Source organism: Pseudomonas sp. Pme6b (assembly GCF_058129925.1).
In genome coordinates this window covers 3,088,211-3,110,053 of the sequence record NZ_CM176704.1, presented here as the reverse complement: position 1 = coordinate 3,110,053, position 21,843 = coordinate 3,088,211, and the positions used below count along the sequence as shown (strand labels likewise).

Below are 21,843 nucleotides of genomic sequence, written 5' to 3'. Positions count from 1 at the left end.
GTTATTGCGCAGCCTGGATGCGCCAGATTCCAAACGGTTGTGATGGATCAAGACGCGTGTGCTGATACTTGCCGTACCAGGTCCAGCGGTGTCCGGTCATCAGGTCTTCACCCGACGTCGCCGCGTCATCCGGCAGGCCCATTTCCCACAGCGGCAGCTCGAAATCTGCTTCCTGTGCGTTGAAGGGGTCAAGGTTGACGGCAATCAGAATGAAGTTGCTGCCATCCGCCGAACGCTTGCCGAAGTACAGAATGTTGTCATTCCACGCGTTATACAGTTTCAAGCCCAAGTGCGTTTGCAGCGCGGGGTTCTGCCTGCGAATGCGGTTGAGCTGGGCGATCTCGGCAATGATGTTGCCCGGTGCGGCATAGTCCCGAACGCGAATCTCGTACTTTTCCGAGTCCAGATACTCTTCCTTGCCGGGAATCGGTGCCGCTTCACACAACTCAAACCCCGAATACATGCCCCACAGCCCGGAGCCCATGGTGGCCAGCGCTGCACGGATCAGAAATCCAGGACGGCCAGACTCGTGCAGGAAGCGCGGGTTGATATCAGGTGTGTTGACGAAAAAGTTCGGGCGATAGCAGTCACGCCAAGGCACTTCGTTGAGCTGGGTGAAATACTCGGACAGCTCTGCCTTGGTGTTGCGCCAGGTGAAATACGTGTAACTCTGGCTGTAACCGACCTTGCCCAGTCGCGCCATCATGGCAGGCTTGGTGAACGCTTCGGCAAGGAACATGACCTCAGGATGCTGATTGCGCACCTCGCCGATAATCCACTGCCAGAAAGGCAGCGGCTTGGTGTGCGGATTATCGACGCGGAAAATCTTCACGCCTTCATTCACCCAGCCCAGAACGATGTCACGCAATTCCAGCCACAGACCAGGAATGGCATCAGGCGCGTAGAAATCGACGTTGACGATGTCCTGATACTTCTTCGGCGGGTTTTCCGCATAGCGGATCGTGCCGTCCGGACGCCATGAGAACCAGCCCGGATGCTGCTTGAGCCAAGGGTGGTCCTGCGAACATTGAATGGCGAAGTCCAGTGCGATTTCCAGCCCGTGATCGGCCGCAGCCTTCACCAGGTTACGGAAGTCTTCACGGCTGCCCAACTGCGGGTGAATGGCTTCATGACCGCCATCCTCGCTGCCAATTGCGTACGGGCTGCCCGGATCATCCGGCCCTGCGGTAAGAGAGTTGTTCGGTCCCTTGCGATGGGCACGGCCGATCGGGTGAATCGGCGGAAAGTACAATACGTCGAAACCCATGTCGCGGATGATCGGCAAACGCGAATGGACATCGTTGAAGGTGCCGTGGCGCGCAGGGTCATCAGTGATCGAGCGAGGAAACAGCTCGTACCAGCTGGCGAACTGCGCCAGCTCACGCTCGACATCCAGCGGAAATTCAACGCTACGACTCAGGAAGGCCTGATTATCAGCCAGCTTCATCAGGTTTGCGGTTTCGCTGTGCAACAGCAACGCGACTTTCTCGTCTTTATCGCCCTGCTCCAGCTGACCTAGCAGGCTTTCAATCTGCTGGCGCTGATCGTGCTGGCTGCGCTCAGCGGCATGCACCAGATGAATGCGCCCCTCTTCCAGTTCCAGGTCGACAGGCACACCAGCGCCGAACTTCTTGTCCAGTTCGTAACGATAGCTGCCGAACTGATCGATCCAGGCTTCAAGGCGAAACACATAGCGACTGACCAAAGTCGGGGTGAACTCACCGACCCAGCTGTCATTGCCCAGTTCGTGCATTGGCGCGCTATGCCAGGTGTCCTCATCGGCAGCACGCCAGCGAATATTGACCGCCATTTTGTCGTGCCCGTCGGCGTAGACCTTGCTGGTCACGGTGACCGGTTGCCCGATGATCGCCTTGGCCGCAAACAGGCCACCGTCGATCACTGGCAGCGTGTCTTCGATCACGATGCGGGGCAATTGCAGCGCCTGGGTCAGTGACAAGGGTTGGGTTGGGTGCGGTACATCGGTGGCCAGGGAATCCGGACCATATGGCTGTTCACTCATCGAGCATCACTCCTCACGCCCCAGGGACGCTCCTGTGCATTCCATGCAATGGAAAAATTGACGGTATGGCAGCGGACAATCGCGAAATGCAGAAGACTCGTCGAATTCAGCTGCCTAGGTTCCGAGCGGTCAACGAAGGTAAAGTTCAAAGGTTTTGAGGTTGTCAGGTGGGCGCATTGAACATGAGCCAAAGGCAGGGCAGAACAATCGGGCAAGGGTGATCCGGTTAAAATCAATTGAATCATCAATCAAGCCGGGGGGTCGTAAAAAGGGTCAACAAGGAGGCTGCAACCATGACTCTACCCAATCCAGTAGAAGTACCTGATCCAAACATCGACGACCCCGTTCTGCCCGAGCCAGTACCCGAGCAGGAGCCCCCCCCCTCACCGCCTCTACCCGATCAAACACCGGTAGGCGACCCGCCCGCCAATGCGCCACCTGTAACGGTGTGACGAGTCAGTAAGCGGTATCTGAAGGCGCTTGCCAGACCATGCACGCCTTCAGCGCCCGCCCGCCAGATCGATGAACGTTCCTGTGGCATACGACGCATTGTCCGACAGCAGCCAGAGAATGGCCTCGGCCACTTCCTCCGCCGTCCCCCCACGGCCCATGGGCAGTGCGCCCTCGAGTTTGCTGACGCGGAACGGATCGCCGCTCAGGGCGTGAAAGTCGGTGAAGATGAACCCCGGCCGCACCGCGTTGACGCGAATGTTCTCCCCGGCCACTTCCCTGGAAAGTCCGATGGTGAACGTGTCCAGCGCGCCTTTCGAAGCGGCGTAATCCACATATTCGCCCGCCGAGCCCAGGCGGGCCGCGAGCGAGGATACGTTGACGATACTGCCACCGTGCCCGCCGTGACTCGGCAGCATGCGTAACAAGGCATGTTTGCTGCACAGCATCGGTCCGACCACGTTGGTCATCATCATTTTGAGCATTCGGAATTCGGACATGTCCTCGACTCTTGAAGCCTGAGCGAGCGTGCCTGCATTGTTGACCAGATGGGTAACGCGGCCGAGTTCCGAATCGACCCTGGAGAACAGGCGCATGATCTCGTCTTCGTTGCTGACGTCCGCCTGCAAGGTGATCGCCTGAGCACCCAGGGCCCTGACCTGCCCTGCCGTCTTTTCGGCTGCGGCATGGTCAGACAGATAATTGATACAGATCCGATAGCCCTGTACAGCGGCCAGACGCGCAGTGGCTGCGCCGATTCCGCGCGAGCCACCGGTAATAATGAGGACTTTTTCCATGATTTTTCTCAGAAGCCAGCATCAAGGCGCAGCTAACACCCGCAGGTTAGCCAGACGTTTCTGATCGTGCCAGCCTTTGCCGTCCAGCGCCATCCATGCGCTTCAGAAAGCCGGTTGCCCAACATCGGGCACGTCGACTGCCGCTTTCGCCTCGGCGGCGCGAATTTCGTCGAGAAATTGCTCAGCCGGCAAAGGATAACCGAGCAGGAAGCCTTGCAGGGAGTGACATCCCAAGTGCGTCAGGAAGCGCTTCTGAACCGCTGTTTCTACGCCTTCGGCGACGATCCGCAGGTTCAACGCCTGCCCTACCGCAACGATGGCCGACACGATGGCGGCATCGTCGGTGTCATGCTCAAGGTCACGCACAAAACCTCGATCAATCTTGATTTCATTGGCGGGCAGGCGCTTCAGGTACATCAGGCTGGAGTAACCGGTGCCAAAATCGTCAATCGATAGATCCACGCCCATTTCCGACAGCCTTTGCAACACCGCCAGGCTGGCATCGGCGTCATGCATGGCCGTAGTCTCGGTGATTTCCAGGGTCAGGCAGTTGGCCGGGAGCTGATGTCTGGCCAGGGTATCCGCCACCGCAGTGACCAGCCCGGCATGACAGAACTGCAACGCTGACAGGTTCACCGCAATGCGCCAGTGCGCGTAGCCCTGGGTGTACCACTCACGCATCTGTCGGCAAGCCTCATCCAGTACCCACTCGCCGATCTGAATGATCAGGCCGGTTTTCTCTGCCATGGCGATGAACTGATCGGGGCCCATAACGCCTTGTTCCGGATGGTTCCAGCGTAATAGCGCTTCTGCGCCCAGGGGCAGTCCGGTCAAAGCGTCGAACTTGGGCTGGTAATAGATACAGAACTGCCTGTGCTTGATCGCCTTACGCAAGTCCTGAGACATCTGCAGCTGATTGCGTGCGTTGCTGTTCATCGAGGCATCGAAAAAGCTGTAGCCGTTCTTGCCGGCCGCTTTGGTGTGATACATGGCGGCATCGGCGTTGATCAGAAGTTCGTGCTGGGTATTGCCATTGCCCGGGTACATGCAGATGCCGATGCTCAGCGAGATCTGCAATTGATGCTCGCAGATGGTAAACGGATTGCCTATTTCATTGACCTGACGCGTTGCGACAGCCAACGCATCCTGCGGGTCATGCAGTTCGACCAGCAGCACGAATTCATCACCACCGATCCTTGCCAGCGTGTCGTGCCGGTGCAGGTTGTTACGAAGACGCAAAGCGACCTGCCGCAACAGCAAGTCCCCGGTATGGTGGCCGAATGCGTCATTCACCGGTTTGAAACCATCCAGGTCCATGAACATCAACGCAAAGCAGCCGCCGCTTTCGCTGACTTTCTTCATCGCCTGCTCGATGCGATCCGTCAACAACACACGGTTCGGCAGCCCGGTGAGGTTGTCATGCAGAGCCAGGTGGGTAAGCTCCTGATTGGCTTCAGTCAGGGAATTGGCCAGGACAGCGGTACGTGTCTCGAGGTGGGAGTCGAGAATACAACTGAACAGCGCGATACCCAGTATCGAAAGACTGGCGACCAGAACAATCCTGTCCAGTCCATTGCTGCTCAATCCATCGGGCAACGCACCACAAAAGCTGCCATCGGCAAAGGTGGCCGCCGCCATGCCGGTGTAATGCATACCGATGATGGCCGTTCCCAGCAGAATTGCCGCTACCGCACGCATCAGGTATATCCTGGGCCTTTGCTGGCGAAGACGAAACGCTATCCATAACGCCGCCGCAGAGGCGGCAATGCTGATCGCCAGGGAAAGCGCAAACAACCAGGGCGTGTATTCGATGCCGGGTTGCATGCGCATTGCCGCCATGCCGGTGTAATGCGTGGCGCTGATGCCAAGCCCCAGCAACAACCCACCCAGGCCAATCTGCGCGGCGGATAATAGCGGCCGGGCGGCCAGCCACAGCGCGAAACCGGAAGACAGTATTGCGATCAGCAAGGACAACAGTGCCAACGGCACATCATAGCCAACGTCGATAGGCAGGACGAATGCCAGCATACCGATGAAGTGCGTCGACCAACTGCCAACGCCCATTGCGAAAGCACCTCCCGCAATCCATACATAAACGGCGCGGCCCCTGGCCGAAATAATACGGCCAACCAGATCGAGAGCAGTGTACGCAGCAACAATTGCGACGAGAACGGAGACCACGACGAGCGACGGGGTGTAGCTGCCAATCAACATAAACGCACCTGGAGCCCAATGAGCGCGTCCATGCCGATACTGCGGGGGATGATTGTACGCAATAGCTGCCAAATGTCGCGGTATCTGGTCGAAAAGATGGCAACCAGCTATTGATTTTTCATTTATCACGAACAGTTCAAGAAAAACCGCCTTTGCTCCGTGAAGCACTCACTCCCTGAGGGTCAAACCTGTTTCGGCATTCCAGCCGCCACCCAATGCGGCAATCAACTGAACGCTGGCAATCAAGCGACTTTGCAGAACGTTCAGCACACTGCGTTCATTGCTCAAAGCAGTGGCCTGTACGTTGACGACGTCAAGATAACCGATCAGCCCGGCCTTGTACTGGTTGTTGGTCAGGCGCAACGAGTCGCGAGCCGATACCAGCGCTTCCTGGCGCACGGCGGCCTCCTGCTCGTAGACTTTGAGTTGAACGAGGTAATTTTCGACTTCCTGAAAACCATTCAGCACGGTCTGCCGGTACTGGGCGACAGTCTGGTCGTACACGGCCTCGGTACGATCAACTTCCGCCGTCCGCCTGCCACCGTCGAACAACGTCAACGCCAGTTGCGGCCCTACCGACCAGAAGCGGTTGGGCAGGCTGATCCAGTTGGCGAACGTACTGCTGCTGTAACCGCCGCTCATGCTCAGCGTGAAGTCTGGGTAGTAAGCGGCCTTGGCGACGCCGATGTTGGCATTGGCGGCCATGACCGAGCGTTCGGCCGCGGCAATGTCCGGTCGGCGTTCAAGCAACTGTGACGGCAGCCCTGGCGGGATCTGCGGCAATTGCGGAATCGAAGTGCTGGCCGGCAGATTGAAGTCAGCGGGCGCCATCCCCATCAGCACGGCAATGGCGTTCTCGAATTGTGCACGCTGCCAGGCCAGATCGATCAAGTCGGCCTGAGTACTTTTCAACTGTGTCAGCGCCTGGGCGACAGCGTCACTTCCTGAAATACCGGCGCGGTATTGATTCCGGGTGAGGGTCAGGGAGCGCTGATAGGTGTCCACAGTGGATTCCAGCAGGCGTTTCTGTTCGTCAATGACCCGCAATTGCAGATAATTCTGCACCAGCTCCGATTGCAGGCTGAGGCGCATCGCTGACAGGTCCGCAAGACTTGCCTGCGCACTGGCGGTGTCAGCCTCCAGCCCACGGCGCAACTTGCCCCACACATCGGCTTCCCAACTGACGCCCAGTTGAGCGTTGTAACTGTTGCGAATTCCCGAGGCGCCGGTATTCGTACCGGTATTGGATGTGCCTGTGCCCTGCCCCGAGCGGGTCTTGCCGGTGGTCAGATCCAGTGTCGGCAGAAATGCGCCTCTGGAGCTACGCACCAGTGCTTGTGCCTGCCGGTACTGCGCATCGTACTGGGCGACGGTCTGGTTGGAGGTGTTGAGCCGTTCGACCAGCGAGTTCAGTTGCGGATCCCTGTACACCTCCCACCATGCACCTTTGGCCATCGCGTCACCGGGTGTGGCTGCACGCCAGCCTTCGGCGGCCTTGAACTGCGCAGGCGCGGCCATCGACGGCGCCTGGTAATCAGGACCAACAGCACAAGCGCTGAGCAGCACAACGCAGAGCCCCAGCGCGAGTGGACGAATCAGCCCTGTCGGGCGGGATATAAAGGCCAGGCGTTCGGTCATAGCGGGGTTTCCAGAGCAGCATCGGTACGCACGCCACGCCATTTATTGTAACGGTGGCGCAGACGGTCGAGATAAAGGTAAACCACCGGGGTGGTGTAGAGAGTCAGGACCTGGCTGAAGATCAGTCCACCAATAATGGTCAGGCCCAGCGGTTTGCGCATTTCAGCGCCTTCCGCAGTACTCAGCAGCAACGGCAATGCACCCAGAATGGCGGCCATTGTGGTCATCAGAATGGGTCGTAGGCGTTGCAGACAAGCGCTGCGGATCGACTCTTGTGGCGTCATTCCCTGATCACGCTCAAGGTGCAGGGCCAGGTCGATCATCATGATTGCGTTTTTCTTCACCACGCCAATCAGCAGGAACAGCCCTAACAGGGAGATCAGGCTGAATTCGCTGCCCAACACGTAGATCGTCAGCAATGCGCCCACACCGGCCGATGGCAGCGTCGAGAGGATCGTCAATGGATGGATGTAGCTTTCATAAAGAATCCCCAGCACCAGATACACCGCCAGCAACGCACCGAGAATCATCCAGGGCTGGCTTTTCTGGGTCGAGGCGAAGGCGTTGGCGGTCCCGGCCATCTTGGAAATGATGTCGGACGGCAGTCCGATGGCGGCAATTGCGCGCTCGATAGCCACCGTCGCCTTGTCGAGGCTGGCACCTTCGGCCAGATCAAAGGAAATGTTTTCGGCAGCGAACTGACCGTCATGCGAAACCCGATCATTCGCCAGACTGCGCTCGTAATGAGCAATGCTCGACAGCGGCACGCGCTGCCCGTCGGCAGTAATCACCTGAACCTGCTCCAGCGTCGCCGGGTCCTGAGCGTATTTGGGATTGACCTCCATCACCACCTTGTACTGGTTGAGGCTGTCATAGATGGTCGAGACCTGACGCTGGCTGTAGGCATTGTTGAGCACCGCCGTGACCATGTTCATATCGATGCCCAGCCGTTTGGCCGTATCACGATTGACCACCAGGGTCACTTGCTGCGCCCCGCGCCCTTCCCTGGCGTCGATAGCCGTCAGCTCCGGAATCGATTTGAGCGCCGCAACGATCTTCGGATACCACAGCCGCAGGCTGCTCAGGTCTGCACTTTGCACAATGTACTGATACTGCGAACTGGTCTGCTCGCGACCACCCCCCAGTTGCAGGTCCTGATCAGGCGCCAGGAATAGTCTGCCACCGGGCACATGCGGCATGTTCTTGCGCAGGCGCTCGACCACTTTTTCGGCAGACAGCTCGCGCTCGGCAATCGGCTTGAGGCGTACGATCATGAAGGCGTTATTGGTGCCACCGCTACCGCCGATAAAACCGGCAACGCTCTCCACCGCAGGGTCTGCCAGAATCGAACGGCGAAAGATTTCCATTTTCGGCTGCATGACCGAGAACGAAAGACCGTCGTCACCGCGTACAAAACCCATCAGTTGCCCGGTGTCCTGCTGTGGCAGAAAGGTCTTGGGCACCACCACATACAGCGCGACATTCACCACAACGGTAATCAGCAGGCTGAGCAGTGTCAGCCTGCGATGCCGCATGACCCAGCCGAGCGAGCGGTCATAGCCGGCGACCATGCGGTCGTTGACCCGCTCGCTCCAGCGCTGAAAGGCATTGTCCTTGCCCGAATCGTGGGGTTTGAGCCAGCGCGCGCACAACATCGGCGTCAGGGTCAGGGATACGATCAGCGAGACGACGATCGACACCGACAAGGTAATGGAAAACTCGCGAAACAGACTTTCGACCAGCCCACCCATGAACAGAATGGAAATGAACACCGCCACCAGCGAGACGTTTATCGACAGCAAGGTGAAACCCACCTCTTTGGCCCCCAGAAAGGCCGCTTTCATGGGGTCGAGACCGTTGTGAATGTGCCGGGAAATGTTTTCCAGCACCACGATTGCATCGTCCACCACCAGTCCGGTGGCGAGGATCAAAGCCATCAACGACAGATTGTTCAGGGAAAAACCGAGCAGGTGCATGATCGCAAAGGTGCCTACCAGCGATACCGGAACCGCCAGAGTGGGGATCAGCGATGCGCGAAAACTGCCGAGAAACAGAAATACCACCATCACCACCAGAACCACGGCAATCAGCAGGGTCATCTCTGCCTCGTGAAGCGTCGCCTTGATCACCGGCGAGCGATCCATCGCGACGTTGAGGCTCACGCTGGCAGGCAGCACGGCCCGCAGGGCTGGCATTTGCGCCTTGATCTGCGCCACGGTTTCAATGATGTTGGCACCCGCCTGGCGGTTGACGACCAGTAACACCGCCCGGTCATTGTTATAAAACCCGCTGTTGTAGCGATCTTCCACGGCATCGCTGACTTTCGCGACGTCCTTGAGGCGCAAGGTCGCCCCATCCTTGTAGCGAATGATCAGCGGCGCATAGTCCTTTGCGGTTTCCAGCTGGTCGTTGGCCTGAACCTGCCAGTTATGCTGATCATCCTCCACAAAACCCTTTGGCCGCCGCACGTTCGCACCGGTAATCGCGGTGCGCACGTCGTCAAGCGATACGCCGTACTGGGAGAGCATCTGTGGCTCCAGCTCGATACGAACCGCTGGCAGCGAACTGCCGCCGATCTGCACTTCGCCGACCCCGGAAACCTGCGACAGGCTCTGTGACAGGATGGTGGATGCCAGGTCGTAAAGCTGACCTTTTTCCAGCACCGTCGACGTCATAGACAGGACCATGATCGGCGCCTGGGACGGGTTGACCTTCTTGTAGGTCGGCATGCTGCGCATACCGCTGGGCAGCAGGTTGCGCGAAGCATTGATTGCCGCCTGCACTTCCCGCGCCGCACCATTGATGTCGCGATTGAGATCGAACTGCAGGATGATCCGTGTCGTGCCCTGGCTTGAATTGCTGGTCATGGTATTGACCCCGGCAATACTGCCCAGCGAACGCTCCAGCGGAGTGGCCACAGTGGAGGCCATCACCTCGGGGCTGGCACCCGCCAGACTGGCGGACACCACAATTACCGGGAAGTCCATGTTCGGCAACGGCGCGACCGGCAACAAGCGGAAGCTGACCGCGCCCAGCAGCAGGATCGCCAGGCTCAGCAGTACGGTCGCAACCGGGCGACGGATAAACGGCGCTGACAGGTTCATGCGTCAGCCCGTTCCAGCCGGTCCGGGTCGGCAGGCCTGCGACTCCAGCGACGGCCAAGCCGGTCGAAATACAGATAGATGACCGGCGTGGTAAACAGCGTCAGTACCTGGCTGACGAGCAGACCGCCGACCATCACCAGCCCCAGTGGCTGGCGCAACTCTGCGCCGGAGCCGCTGGCAAGCATCAACGGAATGGCGCCGAACAATGCTGCCAGGGTGGTCATGAGAATCGGCCGGAAACGCAGCAGCGCCGCTTCGTAGATCGCCGTTTCCGGTGCAACACCCCGGTTGCGCTCTGCGTCGAGCGCGAAGTCGATCATCATGATCGCGTTCTTCTTGACGATGCCGATCAGCAAAATGATACCGATGATCGCGATCATCCCCAGGTCATTGCCGCTGATCAGCAAGGCCAGCAAGGCACCCACTGCTGCCGACGGCAGTGTCGAGAGGATGGTGATCGGGTGGATATAGCTCTCGTAGAGCACGCCCAGCACGATGTACATGGTCACTACAGCCGCCAGAATCAGCAGCAACGTGCTCGACAACGATGCCTGAAATGCCTCGGCAGCGCCCTGAAACTGGGTCTGCACACCAATCGGCATGCCGATGTCGTGCTCAACCTGTTCGATGACCTGCACGGCCTTGCCCAATGCAACGCCGGGCGCAAGGTTGAACGACATCATCACTGCGGGAAACTGCCCGAGGTGAGCGATGGCCAACTGTGCCTGACGCTGCTCGACGCGTGCCAGGCTCGACAGTTTTACCTGTGCGCCATCGGTGGTCTTGACGTGTATCTGCTCAAGTGCGGCTGGGCCGAGCTCACTGCCCGACGCGGCTTGCAGCACCACGCGGTACTGGCTGACCTGGGTATAGATGGTGGAAATCTGTCGCTGACCGAATGCGTCGTACAGCGCATCGGTAATATTCGCAACGGTGACCCCTACCCGACTGGCCGCATCACGATCGATGCTCAGATATACCTGCAGGCCCTTGTCCTGCAGGTCGCTGGCCACATCCGTCAGTTCGGACCGTTTGCTGAGCGCCTCGACCAGCCTTTCGCTCCACAGCGTCAGCAGCTCGGCGTCGGGCGATGACATGCTGAACTGATACTGAGTACGACTGACCCGGTCTTCAATGGTCAGGTCCTGCACCGGCTGCATGAACAGACGAATGTCAGAAAGCTTGTCTACCTCTGGCTGCAGGCGCTGGATCACCTCGGATGCGGTGAGGTCACGCTCTGAATGGGGCTTGAGGTTGATCAGCAGACGCCCGCTGTTGAGCGTTGCGTTATCACCGTCAACACCAATGTAGGAAGACAGACTGACCACCGCAGGGTCCTTGAGAATGATGTCAGCCAGCGCCTGCTGACGCTGGCTCATGGCAGCAAAGGAGACCGACTGTGGCGCTTCCGAAATACCCTGGATCACGCCGGTGTCCTGCACCGGAAAAAAGCCCTTGGGCACAACGATGTACAGCAGCACAGTCAGTGCCAGAGTGGCCAATGCCGCCAACAGGGTCAGTGGTTGATGCCTGAGCACCCAGCGCAATCCGCCCGCGTAGATATCGATCAGCCAGTCGATCCAGGCACCGCTGGCACGATAGAAACGGCTCTGCTCTTCTTCCTTTGGCTCGCGCTTGAGCAACCGCGCGCACATCATGGGCGTCAGGGTCAGCGATACCACCAGCGATATCAGGATGGCGACTGCCAGGGTTATCGCAAACTCGCGAAACAGCCGCCCGACCACATCAGCCATGAACAACAGCGGTATAAGCACTGCAATCAGCGACAGGGTCAACGAAATCAGGGTAAAACCGATCTGTTTCGCGCCCTTCAGGGCGGCCTGCAGAGGTGTTTCGCCCTCCTCGATATGCCGGGAGATGTTTTCCAGCATTACGATGGCGTCATCAACAACGAAACCGGTCGCGATGGTCATGGCCATCAGCGTGAGGTTGTTGACCGAGAAGCCCGCCAGGTACATGACGCCGAAGGTGCCTACCAGTGACAGCGGGACGGCGATGGAGGGAATGATCGTCGCGCTGAAACGACGCAGGAACAGGAAGGTTACCAGCACCACCAGGATAATCGCGATCAACAGTTCGTGCTGAACATCGGTCACCGACGCGCGGATCGTCTGAGTGCGGTCCGTCAGGACCACGACGTCGAGGCCGGCCGGAAGGTTCTCGGTGATTGACGGCAGCAATGCCTTGATCCGGTCGACCACCTCGATCACGTTGGCGCCCGGCTGGCGCTGAATGTTCAGCAGCACCGCCTGACTCCGATTGGCCCAGGCCGCCAGGCGTTCGTTTTCGGCACCGTCGACGATTTCGGCCACATCCTTCAGACGCAGGGGAGCGCCATCCTTGTAGGCCAGAATAAGGTTGGCGTACTCCTCTGGAGACTTCAACTGATCGTTGGCATCCAGCATCGAAACCCGGGTTGGCCCGTCGAAGTTACCCTTGGGCTGGTTGACGTTGGACGCGCCGATCAGAGTCCGCACATCAGACAGGTTCAGGCTGTTGGCGGCCAGCGCTTCCGGATTGACCTTGATCCGCACAGCCTGACGCTGGCCGCCGGCAATGCTGACCATGCCGACACCGCTGATCTGCGAGATTTTCTGCGCCATGCGTGTATCGACCAGATCATTGAGCTTGGGCAGCAGCATGGTTTTCGAGGTAATCGCCAGGGTCAGAACCGGCGTGTCTGCCGGGTTGACCTTGTTATAGACCGGCGGTGCCGGAAGATCGGTAGGCAGAAGGTTGGTGGCCGCGTTGATCGCGGCCTGGACCTGCTGCTCAGCCACATCCATATTGATTTCGAGGCTGAAACGCAGGGTAATGACCGACGCGCCGCCCGAGCTCGTCGAGGCCATCTGGGTCAAACCGGGCATCTGCCCGAATTGACGCTCAAGAGGCGCAGTGACGGAGCTGGTCATGACCTGCGGACTGGCACCGGGATACAGCGTCATCACCCGAATGGTCGGATAGTCGACCTGAGGCAGCGCCGACACCGGCAGCAAGGTGTAGGCGATCAGACCCGCCAGGACGATTGCCAGCATACTCAGCGTGGTGGCAACCGGACGCAGGATGAACAGGCGCGACATGTTCATACGTTTGGTTTTTCCACCTTGCCGAGTGCTGCCGACTTGTCTGTCTTGCTGTCAGGCTTGCCCTGCAGCTTCTGAACCGGACCCGCCGGTACATCCTTGCTGTCGTTGACGACCTCGACTTCAGCGCCGTCGCGCAGACGGTCGGTGCCTTCTAGCACGACCCGTTCTCCGGCTGCCAGACCTTCGGTAATCACCGTCGATGTCTCGTCGCTCGGGCCGGTCTTCAACAGTTTGAGTTTGACCTTCTTGTCACCGTCCAGGACATAGACAAAGGTCCCGTCGGTGCCGAACTGCACGGCAGCCGTTGGCACCAGTGTCACCTGTTTCAACGTATCGGCGCGCAGACGCACATTGACGAACTGGTTGGGGAACAGGATCTCGTCACCGTTATCGAAACGGGCCTTGAACTTCAGTGTGCCGGTCGTCACATCGATCTGGTTATCGAGGCTGGCGAGTACACCGGAAGCCTGCATTTTCGTATCGCCCCGGTCCCAGGCTTCGACGGGCAGCTTGTCGCCGGTGCGGTAGCGGGAAATGACTTTCGACAGGTCTTTTTCCGGGAGCGTGAAGGCGACCGAAATGGGCTGGGTCTGGGTAATTACCACCAGCGCCGTGGTGTCGTTGGCGGCAACCAGGTTGCCGACGTCCAGCTGTTTGAGGCCGACACGACCTGCAATAGGCGCACGAATGCGTGTGAAGTCCAGGCTCAGCTTCGCATCAGCCACGGCCGCCTGATTGGTCTTGATCGTGCCCTTGTACTGATTGACCAGCGACTCGGCAGTGTCGAGGGTCTGTTTGGCGATGCTGTCCTCGGCAAAAAGCCCACGGTAACGCTGTACGTCGAGCTGAGCATTCTTGAGCAGCGCCTGATTGGTGGCCAGCGTACCTTCGGCCTGCTGCAACGCCACCTGATAACTGCGCGGATCGATTTCCGCCAGCAGGTCACCCGCCTTGACCATCTGCCCTTCCTGGAAATAAAGCTTGACCAGCTCTCCCGCCACCCGGCTGCGCACATTGATGGTGTTCATCGCCGTTACCGTGCCAAGCGCCTTGTAGTAGATCGGGAAATCGCCTTCGGTTGCCGGGGCTACCCGCACCGGGACAGCGACAGCCGATGCACCGAAGCCAGGACGCGCCACGCCACCTGCGCCATGCTTCTTGCTCTCGGCCCCTTTGCCGGGAGTGGAGGCAGGCCATAACCCCCAGCACAGGGCAACAATGGCCAACAGGATCAACAAACTGATCAACCAGCGACGGGATTTACGAGAGCCAGACGATTGCATGAATAAATCAACCATTACAGGTGGGGGCTTCTTCAGAAGGCTGAACAATAAGCACAGATGCGTTACAAGCAAAGCGCCTTTACCAAGCGCTTACTTTCGATAAACGTATGACGCACAAACAAAAAAACGGCCTGAGCGGATTCAGGCCGTCGAAGTGTTGCGGAAAGTTACTTAAGCACAGCCAATGCAGCGTCGTAGTCGGGTTCGTTAGCGATCTCTGTTACCAGTTCGCTGTGCAGCACTTTGTCGTTTTCGTCCAGAACAACCACCGCACGAGCGGTCAGACCTTTCAGCGGGCCGTCTGCAATTGCAACGCCGTAATGCTCGCTGAAATCGGCAGCGCGGAAAGAAGACAGGTTCTTGACGTTTTCCAGACCTTCGGAGCCGCAGAAGCGGGCCTGTGCAAACGGCAGGTCAGCAGAGATACACAGAACAACGGCATTGCCCAGCTCGTTTGCCTGGGCGTTGAATTTACGTACCGACGTTGCACAGGTCGGTGTATCGACGCTCGGAAAAATGTTCAGCACCTTGCGCTTGCCAGCGAAGTCAGCCAGGGTCTTGTCGGCAAGACCTTCACCCACCAGCGTGAAGGCAGGTGCCTTGCTGCCGACTTCAGGCAGCTTGCCATTGACTTGAACAGGGCCGCCTTTGAGGGTTACTTGAGCCATGAAACACATTCCTTTTTTGAGATGAATAAAAGAACCGGAAGTTAAACACGAAAGTGTGCCGTGTCCTATATAGGATAATTCCGAATTTTCTCAGGAAACCAGTCTGTCCCTGATATCTGGGTGGGCACATAATTCCACCAGCCAATCGACGAATACCCTGATCCGGCGTGACAACTGGCGATGAGGTGGGTAAAGCACCGTCAACGCCAGCGGCGGCGGACGATGCAACCGCAGCACCTCGACCAGTATGCCGCTGCGCAACTGTGCGGCGACATGGTAACGCGGCACTTGTATCAGGCCAAAACCCGCCTCGCAAGCCGCTACATAACCGTCGGCACTGTTGACCGAAATAGAACAGGCCAACGCTTGATCGACCTCCACGCCACCGGCCATGAACTCCAGACCATAGCGCTTGCCCGTGCTGGTCGAGAAATATTCGATTACCTGATGTTGCGCGAGGTCCGGCAGATTCAGCGGCGTACCGTATCGCTGCAGGTAATCGCGACTGGCGCAAGTGATCTGGGTCAGGCTGCCCAGCGGCCTGGCGACCAGCGTTTCGTCCAATGCTGCTCCGGCGCGCAAGACACAGTCCACGCCCTCGCGGATCAGGTCGACCGGTCTGTCGCTCATGCCGATTTCCAGCCGGATCTGCGGGTAGCGCCGGGCAAATTCAGGCAACGCGGGTATCACGATCATGCGCCCCAGGCTCACTGGCAGGTCAACACGCAGCAACCCCTTGGGCTCGGCACCTGCCGCAGAGAAGGAAGCTTCGGCGTCATCCAGATCGGCCAGCAGGCTTACGCAGCGCTGGTAGTAGGCCTTGCCGTCAGGCGTGGTGCTGACCTGACGCGTAGTGCGTTGCAAGAGCTGCACGCCCAGGTGAGCTTCCAGTTGTTTGATCAGAATCGTCACGGATGCACGGGGCATGTGCAGGCTCTCGGCCGCCCTGGCGAAACCGCCTAGCTCGACGATACGGGTGAATACGCGCATGGCGTTGAATCGATCCATGATTACCGGCAGCCTGAATAGAGAGAGCGTGTGATGGGTCACACTGTTTTAACAGGGTAAACCGGTTGAACGCAGGCCAGTGCCATTACAGCCGCTGGCCAGTATTCAGAAGTCTCTTTTATAGAAAATATCCAGCGAACTGGCAACACCGCTTGCAGCCTCAAGGTACACGCGCTTGCTGAGCAGATAGCGCAACGCAATGGTATTGGCCGGTTCAAACACGCCGACGCCATAACGCAGGCTGAGCTTCTCGGTGATCTTGCCGCTGGCAACCACATTGGTCTTGTCGCCGGTTCCCGAGGTATCCAGCTCGAAGTCCTTGATACCCAGATTGTCCGCGAGCTTGCCGGTGGTCGACGAGCTACCGGCAACGCCAAGCGCCAGTGCAGCCTGAGCGACCATGTTGTTGTCTTCGCCCGAGGTACTCAGCGGTCTGCCCATGACCAGATAGGAGAGCGCCTGCTCCTGGCTCATCGCGGGTTCGGAAAACACTTCGGTGGTGGGTTGCTCGGCACTGCCGGTCAGACGAATGCCTGCGATCACGTCATCTGTCTGGCGAATGGCCTCGATATCCAGATAGGGCTGGTCCACAGGGCCTGCAAACAGCAGGCGCGCCTTGCGGATGGTCAGCCGCTGCCCGTAGGCACGGTAACGGCCGTCGTTCAGGTTCAGCTCACCACGGGTGTCCAGGTTGTCGCCAATGTGCACCCTTCCGACCAGATTGGCAGTAAGCCCGAAACCGCTGAAGGCGAGCTTTTCCTGACCAACCTCCACATCGATATCCATGGCCACTGCCAGCGGTGGCGCGCCCTCCTCGGTCTGCTGCCCGACGATCACCGTATCGCCCGAGAGCTTGACCGTAGACGGCGGCAGCTCACGCACGGTGATCGCCCCCTTGGGCACCAGCACCTTGCCGGAAATGGCCAACCGCTCACCCTGCATGGAAATTTTCAGGTCAGGCGCTACCTCCACTTCCGCGTAGGGCTCGACATTGATCGGCAGACGCGCGCCCTTGAGGCTCACATCAACGTTCAGATTCTGCCCCCAGGCCACCTGACCGCCGATGCTCCCCTGCCCGGTGCTGCCACTTTTCCAGCCACCGGTGAGCTGTACGCTCTCCCCGGCGATAAACGCCTGCACCTTGAGGTCATGCAGTTCCATCGGCAACTCGGCACCCGCCACTTCACCGCCTTCAAGTGTCACGCTGCCGTTGACCAGAGGTGCCAGCAAGCTGCCTGACAATCGACCATTGCCGTTCAGGCGGCCATTGAGTTTCTGCACCATTGGCGCAAAGGGTCGTGCCACCGAGATGTCCAGCCCGGAGAGACCGAAATCGCCTGACAGAGGCTTGTCTTTGGCCAGCGGATCGATCTGCGCATTGACCAGCAACCGGCCCAGCTTTCCGCCTTCGAAATCCAGCCGCGTATCGATACGTCTGGGTGCCAGTGTGGTGTCGAGTTTGAGTGTCTGATACGGGAAGTCCAGCCACTGGTCATTGCTGCGCACCCGCAATGTGCCGCCTCCGGCATCAATCGTAACCTTGCCGGTGGGGCCTGCAGCCGGAAGATCAAGCTGAACGTCGGCATTCAGCGCGCCCTGCCAGGCAAAATCCTTTGGCATCCATTGCGCCAGACTGTCGAGTGGAAAATTCTTCAGCTGATAGCGCAAACGTGGCTCCGGCATCAGTCGTTGATCGCCACCGCACAGGCTGGAGGCACCGGACAGCCAGCAATGCGCACCGAAGTTCAGCCGACCGTCGGCCAGACGCTCGATCTTCGCCGGTTGCTGCAAACGCCAGTTCTGTCCGCCGCTCTGTACCGTGCCGCTGGCCAGCCGACCGCGCCAGTCGCCCTTGTCCAGGCCGCCGTCCAGTGCGATAGCAAGCTTGAGTAACGGCCCTTGCAGGTCCAGCTTCAATTGTTGCGCCTTGAGCGTACCCTGACCGTCCACCAGCAACGTCCCCAGCCCGGTGTCGCCGGCCTGAATGCCAACGCCCTTGAGGTTGATGGTCGCGCGCTGCGACTGATCCAGGCGGGCATTGAGAGTCAGGCTTTGCAGGCGATTGTCCTGCAGCGCGAGCTGACTGCCCTGCAACGCCAGTTGCCCTTGTGGTGCCTGAAGCGTTCCCGTCAGGTCGAGCCTGCCTTTGGCCTGCCCCTGCAAGCGCGGCCACAATTGAGCCAGACGCGGCAGGTCAAGGTCCAGCTGCCCTTTGAGACGTTCCTGCAAACTGCCATTACCCTGAACCCGGTTGTCACCCAATCGAATGTTCAGGTTGCTGACATTCCACTGCTGATCACGACCGTCAGCCTTGGCTTGCAGCAGCGCGGGCTGGCCACGCAGACGTCCCTTGAGGTCCAGGTCGGCAGTCAGTTCAAGCTCCTCGTTGACCCGTTGACCTTTGCTGCGCAAGGGCCCTGCCAGTGTGCCGGGCAATTCGGCAACCCAGAATGAAGGGTCCAGCGCGCTCAGATCAAGTGCAGTGTCCCAGCCGAAGCCATTGGCAAATTGCAGGTTCAGAAAACCGCTGGCCTTACCCTGCCCTGCGACCAGCTCCAGTTGCGGCAGATGGACTTCCTGCAAATTGCCGCTGAAGGGACTGATCAGCGTGAACGCACCAGCAGGTCCTTTGAGGCTGGCGTTGAAATTGCCAAGATAATTGCCGTCAGTGTAGGAAATTTCACCTTTGAAAGCGTGCAACGACACTTGCGGTTCGGACTCCAGCGGATACAGACGCTGCCAGGGGAAATCCAGCCAGTCGATGCTCGCATCAGCCGAGAAACCACTCTGCCAGTTCAACGTGCCGTTGATGGCCAGACGCTGTTGATCATTGGCGGCCAGATCAAGCGCTGCAATGGTTGCCCCGTTGGCATCCGTACGCCCCTGCAACGACAACGCCACAGGGCCTTTTTCTGCGGGCAGGCTGGCAGTGCCGTTGATCTGGTAACCCGAGTCGAGATCGCCTTCGGCAGTCAACAGCAGCTGGTCGAGTTGCAGGGTATCGGGCAATGCTGCGCTGGGTTTGAAATGTTCTGCAGTCAGTTTCAATCGTGCTGGCACATGCTCAGCCAAAGGTTGCAGCTCACCGGTCAGTTGCCCTGGTAGATAGCCGCTGCTGTCAGCCTTGAGTTGCAAGGTCTTGAGCACGTCACCTTGAATATCCAGCGCCAGCGTCCAGGGCTTACCGTCCTGTGGCGGCAGTTGCAGTTGACCTTTTACGCTCAATGGCCAGTCGCCCTCGGGCTTCAGCAGACCATTGAGGTCCAGCACCAGCGCATCGCGTTGCAAGTGCGCGCTGTCGATCTGCAAGCCTTCGGCGGTCCAGTGCGCCGCCAGTTTGAGGTCGCGCAACTGTTCGACGCCATCCAGTTGCAGGCTGCCCAGCTGTGTATCACCCAGTTGCAGGGCAAGCGGCAACTTGACGGCGGGCAGGCTCAAAGGATCTTCGTTGCTCGGCGCACCGCTCGGAGGAAAGCGCAGCATTACTTGCCCCGCGTGCAGGCGATCAATGCATAAGGTCATCTTCAGCAGGCAGGCGGGCGTCCAGGCGAAATCGACAGAATGCACCTCGACACGGTCTGCGCCTTGCTGCCAAACCAGGCGCTCGGCACTCCACTGCCCGCCCAGGCGGCCCTGAAAGTTTTCCAGTTGCACGCCGGGCACGCGAGCCAGCGCCCACCGGCTGCCTGCCTGGGTTCCAATCAACACCCCGACGCTGACGATCACCAGCAGTAGTAACGCGATCACGCTCAGTCCGGCAATCTTTGCGCCACGCTTGATGTTCATTCTGTTCAAAGTTCCGGCCCCATCGAGAAGTGCAGGCGGATGCCACCGTCGTCATCCAAAGCATGCGCCAGATCGAGACGCAGCGGACCCACCGGAGATACCCAGCGCACCCCAAAACCGACGCCGGTTTTCAGGTCTGGCTTGTCGAGACTGTTGAATGAGTTGCCCTGATCGATGAAAGTCGCGAGCCGCCATTTATCCGCAATGGAATACTGGTACTCGACGCTCCCGGCAAACATGTAACGCCCACCAATGCGGTCGCCGTCCGAGTTGGTCGGTGACAGTTTCTGGTAGTCATACCCTCGTACGCTTTGATCACCACCGGCAAAAAAACGCAGCGACGGCGGTATCGAGGTGTAACCGTCAGTCAGGTTGCCACCCAGTTGCACGCGCCCGAGAAAGCGATGGTTCTGAGCGACTGTCGTCAGCCCTTTGAGCAGCACATTGGCATGCACCAGATTGGCATCCGACAACATGCCCTCCTTGGCCACCTGGGTGTCGAACTGTAAACGGTAGCCCTGGTGGGGATCGATACTGTTATCGCTGCGCAGGTACGAATAACTGATGCCGGGCATTAGCAGCGTGCTCAGACCCGAATCGTCGCCCAGCCGGTATTCTTCACGCTGCCATTTCAGTGAGATAACCCGTTCCCAGCCGCTGGGCAGTTTGCTGTGCCATTCAGGCCCGGCAGTCAGCAGCTTGCTGAGGCTGTCGGTTCCAGCAATCTCTTCGTATTGATAGCCACCGGCATAACGCAGTTTATCGGTCAACGGCGGATCGAGCGGCACGTCGTACCACAGGCCGACATTCTGCCGAGGCGCGGATATTTCCGATTCGAACCCGTAGCTGTGCCCTTGTGGATTGGCCCAGTGCCGGGTCCAGTTGGCTTTGCCACGCGGACCGACATCGGTTGAGTACCCCAGGCCAAGGCCCATGGTTCGGGGTTTACGGGTTTCAAGCTGAACGGTTACCGGAATGACCTGATGGTCAGCTGCAGTAGGCGCGGCATCGACCCGCACGCCTTCAAAATAGCCACTGCCCTGCATGGCCTGGGTCAATTCGGCGATCAGTTGTGAATCGTAAGGAGTATTTTCCTTGAACGGCACCATGCGCTTGAGCAAATCTTCATCGAAGGGCGCATTGCCACTGAACATGACCTTGCCCAGCGAGTAGCGCGGACCACTGTCATAGACCAGCTCGATGTCGGCAAGCCCGGCTCGCGGGTCAATAGCCAGGCGCTGGCTGGTAAAGTGGCCGCTGAAAAAGCCGTAACGCGACGCCTGATTCTGGATCAGGCGTTTGGCATCCTCATAGTTGCCATGATTGAGCACCGCGCCGGTTTTCAGCGCGTCGCTTTTGGGTACCCGAAAGGCTTTCAGCGATGCTGCCGGACCCTCGACGCGGATTACCACATTGCGCAGGTGAATCGGCTCGCCCGGCTGGATATTGATCACCAGACGCGGCTGGTCAGCGTCCTTGATCTCGCTGTCGATCTGCGCCTGATAATAGCCAAGCGCCTGAGCCGCTTTCTCTGCCTGCTGTTCGGCACCCAGGCTGAAGTTACGCAACGCCTGAACGTCACGCTCGCCCAGGTCCCCCACATACCCTTCGACGTTGGCCTTGAGTTCCGGGTTGGCGGGCTTGATCCTGACGTCGAGGCGGGCCTGTGCAAGCGCCGCTGCACTCATGGTCATCAGAAACAGGCTGCTGAATAGTCTGAAAAGCTTCATGGGCGTAGATGCTAACACGATCGACGGGCCGCACTGGA

General features: G+C 59.0%; 12 protein-coding genes. 1 reads left to right on the top strand and 11 read right to left on the bottom strand.

The genetic code is table 11. The features are described 5' to 3' along the window. Window position 1 precedes the first annotated feature (1 nt). Window positions 2-2,020, bottom strand: coding sequence for an alpha-1,4-glucan--maltose-1-phosphate maltosyltransferase (locus AC4ANE_RS14075; protein WP_002553687.1), 2,019 nt, complete (start codon window positions 2,018-2,020; stop codon window positions 2-4). Window positions 2,021-2,313: 293 nt separating this feature from the next. Between AC4ANE_RS14075 and AC4ANE_RS14070 the strand changes: the two genes are divergently transcribed. Further along, window positions 2,314-2,472 carry a hypothetical protein gene (locus AC4ANE_RS14070; protein ID WP_080393906.1) on the top strand — a complete coding sequence of 53 codons (159 nt, stop codon included), beginning with the start codon at window positions 2,314-2,316 and terminating at the stop codon, window positions 2,470-2,472. Window positions 2,473-2,520: 48 nt separating this feature from the next. Here the strand turns inward: AC4ANE_RS14070 and AC4ANE_RS14065 are convergent, their stop codons facing one another. The 10 genes from AC4ANE_RS14065 to AC4ANE_RS14020 all read right to left on the bottom strand — a co-directional run bounded on the left by AC4ANE_RS14065 (window position 2,521) and on the right by AC4ANE_RS14020 (window position 21,805). Next, window positions 2,521-3,267, bottom strand: a complete 747-nt coding sequence (locus AC4ANE_RS14065) for an SDR family oxidoreductase (RefSeq protein WP_002553686.1) — start codon at window positions 3,265-3,267, stop codon at window positions 2,521-2,523. Window positions 3,268-3,369: 102 nt separating this feature from the next. Continuing rightward, window positions 3,370-5,481 carry a putative bifunctional diguanylate cyclase/phosphodiesterase gene (locus AC4ANE_RS14060; RefSeq protein WP_460408363.1) on the bottom strand — a complete coding sequence of 704 codons (2,112 nt, stop codon included), beginning with the start codon at window positions 5,479-5,481 and terminating at the stop codon, window positions 3,370-3,372. A 168-nt stretch (window positions 5,482-5,649) separates the two neighbouring features. Beyond that, a complete protein-coding gene (locus AC4ANE_RS14055) occupies window positions 5,650-7,119 on the bottom strand; it encodes an efflux transporter outer membrane subunit (RefSeq protein WP_002553684.1) in 1,470 nt (489 codons plus the stop codon). Next, window positions 7,116-10,223: an efflux RND transporter permease subunit gene (locus AC4ANE_RS14050; protein ID WP_002553683.1), complete on the bottom strand. Its 3,108-nt coding sequence runs from the start codon at window positions 10,221-10,223 to the stop codon at window positions 7,116-7,118. The genes AC4ANE_RS14055 and AC4ANE_RS14050 overlap by 4 nt, the downstream gene beginning before the upstream one ends. Further along, window positions 10,220-13,330, bottom strand: a complete 3,111-nt coding sequence (locus tag AC4ANE_RS14045) for an MdtB/MuxB family multidrug efflux RND transporter permease subunit (RefSeq protein WP_460408361.1) — start codon at window positions 13,328-13,330, stop codon at window positions 10,220-10,222. Before AC4ANE_RS14045 ends, AC4ANE_RS14050 begins: the two co-directional genes overlap by 4 nt. Next, window positions 13,327-14,628 carry an MdtA/MuxA family multidrug efflux RND transporter periplasmic adaptor subunit gene (locus AC4ANE_RS14040; RefSeq protein WP_031594783.1) on the bottom strand — a complete coding sequence of 434 codons (1,302 nt, stop codon included), beginning with the start codon at window positions 14,626-14,628 and terminating at the stop codon, window positions 13,327-13,329. Before AC4ANE_RS14040 ends, AC4ANE_RS14045 begins: the two co-directional genes overlap by 4 nt. Before the next feature lie 152 nt (window positions 14,629-14,780). Continuing rightward, window positions 14,781-15,281 carry a thiol peroxidase gene (gene tpx, locus AC4ANE_RS14035; protein ID WP_002553680.1) on the bottom strand — a complete coding sequence of 167 codons (501 nt, stop codon included), beginning with the start codon at window positions 15,279-15,281 and terminating at the stop codon, window positions 14,781-14,783. Window positions 15,282-15,371: 90 nt separating this feature from the next. After that, window positions 15,372-16,289, bottom strand: coding sequence for a LysR family transcriptional regulator (locus AC4ANE_RS14030; RefSeq protein ID WP_002553679.1), 918 nt, complete (start codon window positions 16,287-16,289; stop codon window positions 15,372-15,374). 105 nt (window positions 16,290-16,394) lie between these two features. After that, window positions 16,395-20,075, bottom strand: a complete 3,681-nt coding sequence (locus AC4ANE_RS14025) for a translocation/assembly module TamB domain-containing protein (protein WP_460408360.1) — start codon at window positions 20,073-20,075, stop codon at window positions 16,395-16,397. A 5-nt stretch (window positions 20,076-20,080) separates the two neighbouring features. Continuing rightward, window positions 20,081-21,805, bottom strand: coding sequence for an autotransporter assembly complex protein TamA (locus AC4ANE_RS14020; protein ID WP_002553677.1), 1,725 nt, complete (start codon window positions 21,803-21,805; stop codon window positions 20,081-20,083). Between the last annotated feature and the right edge of the window lie 38 nt (window positions 21,806-21,843).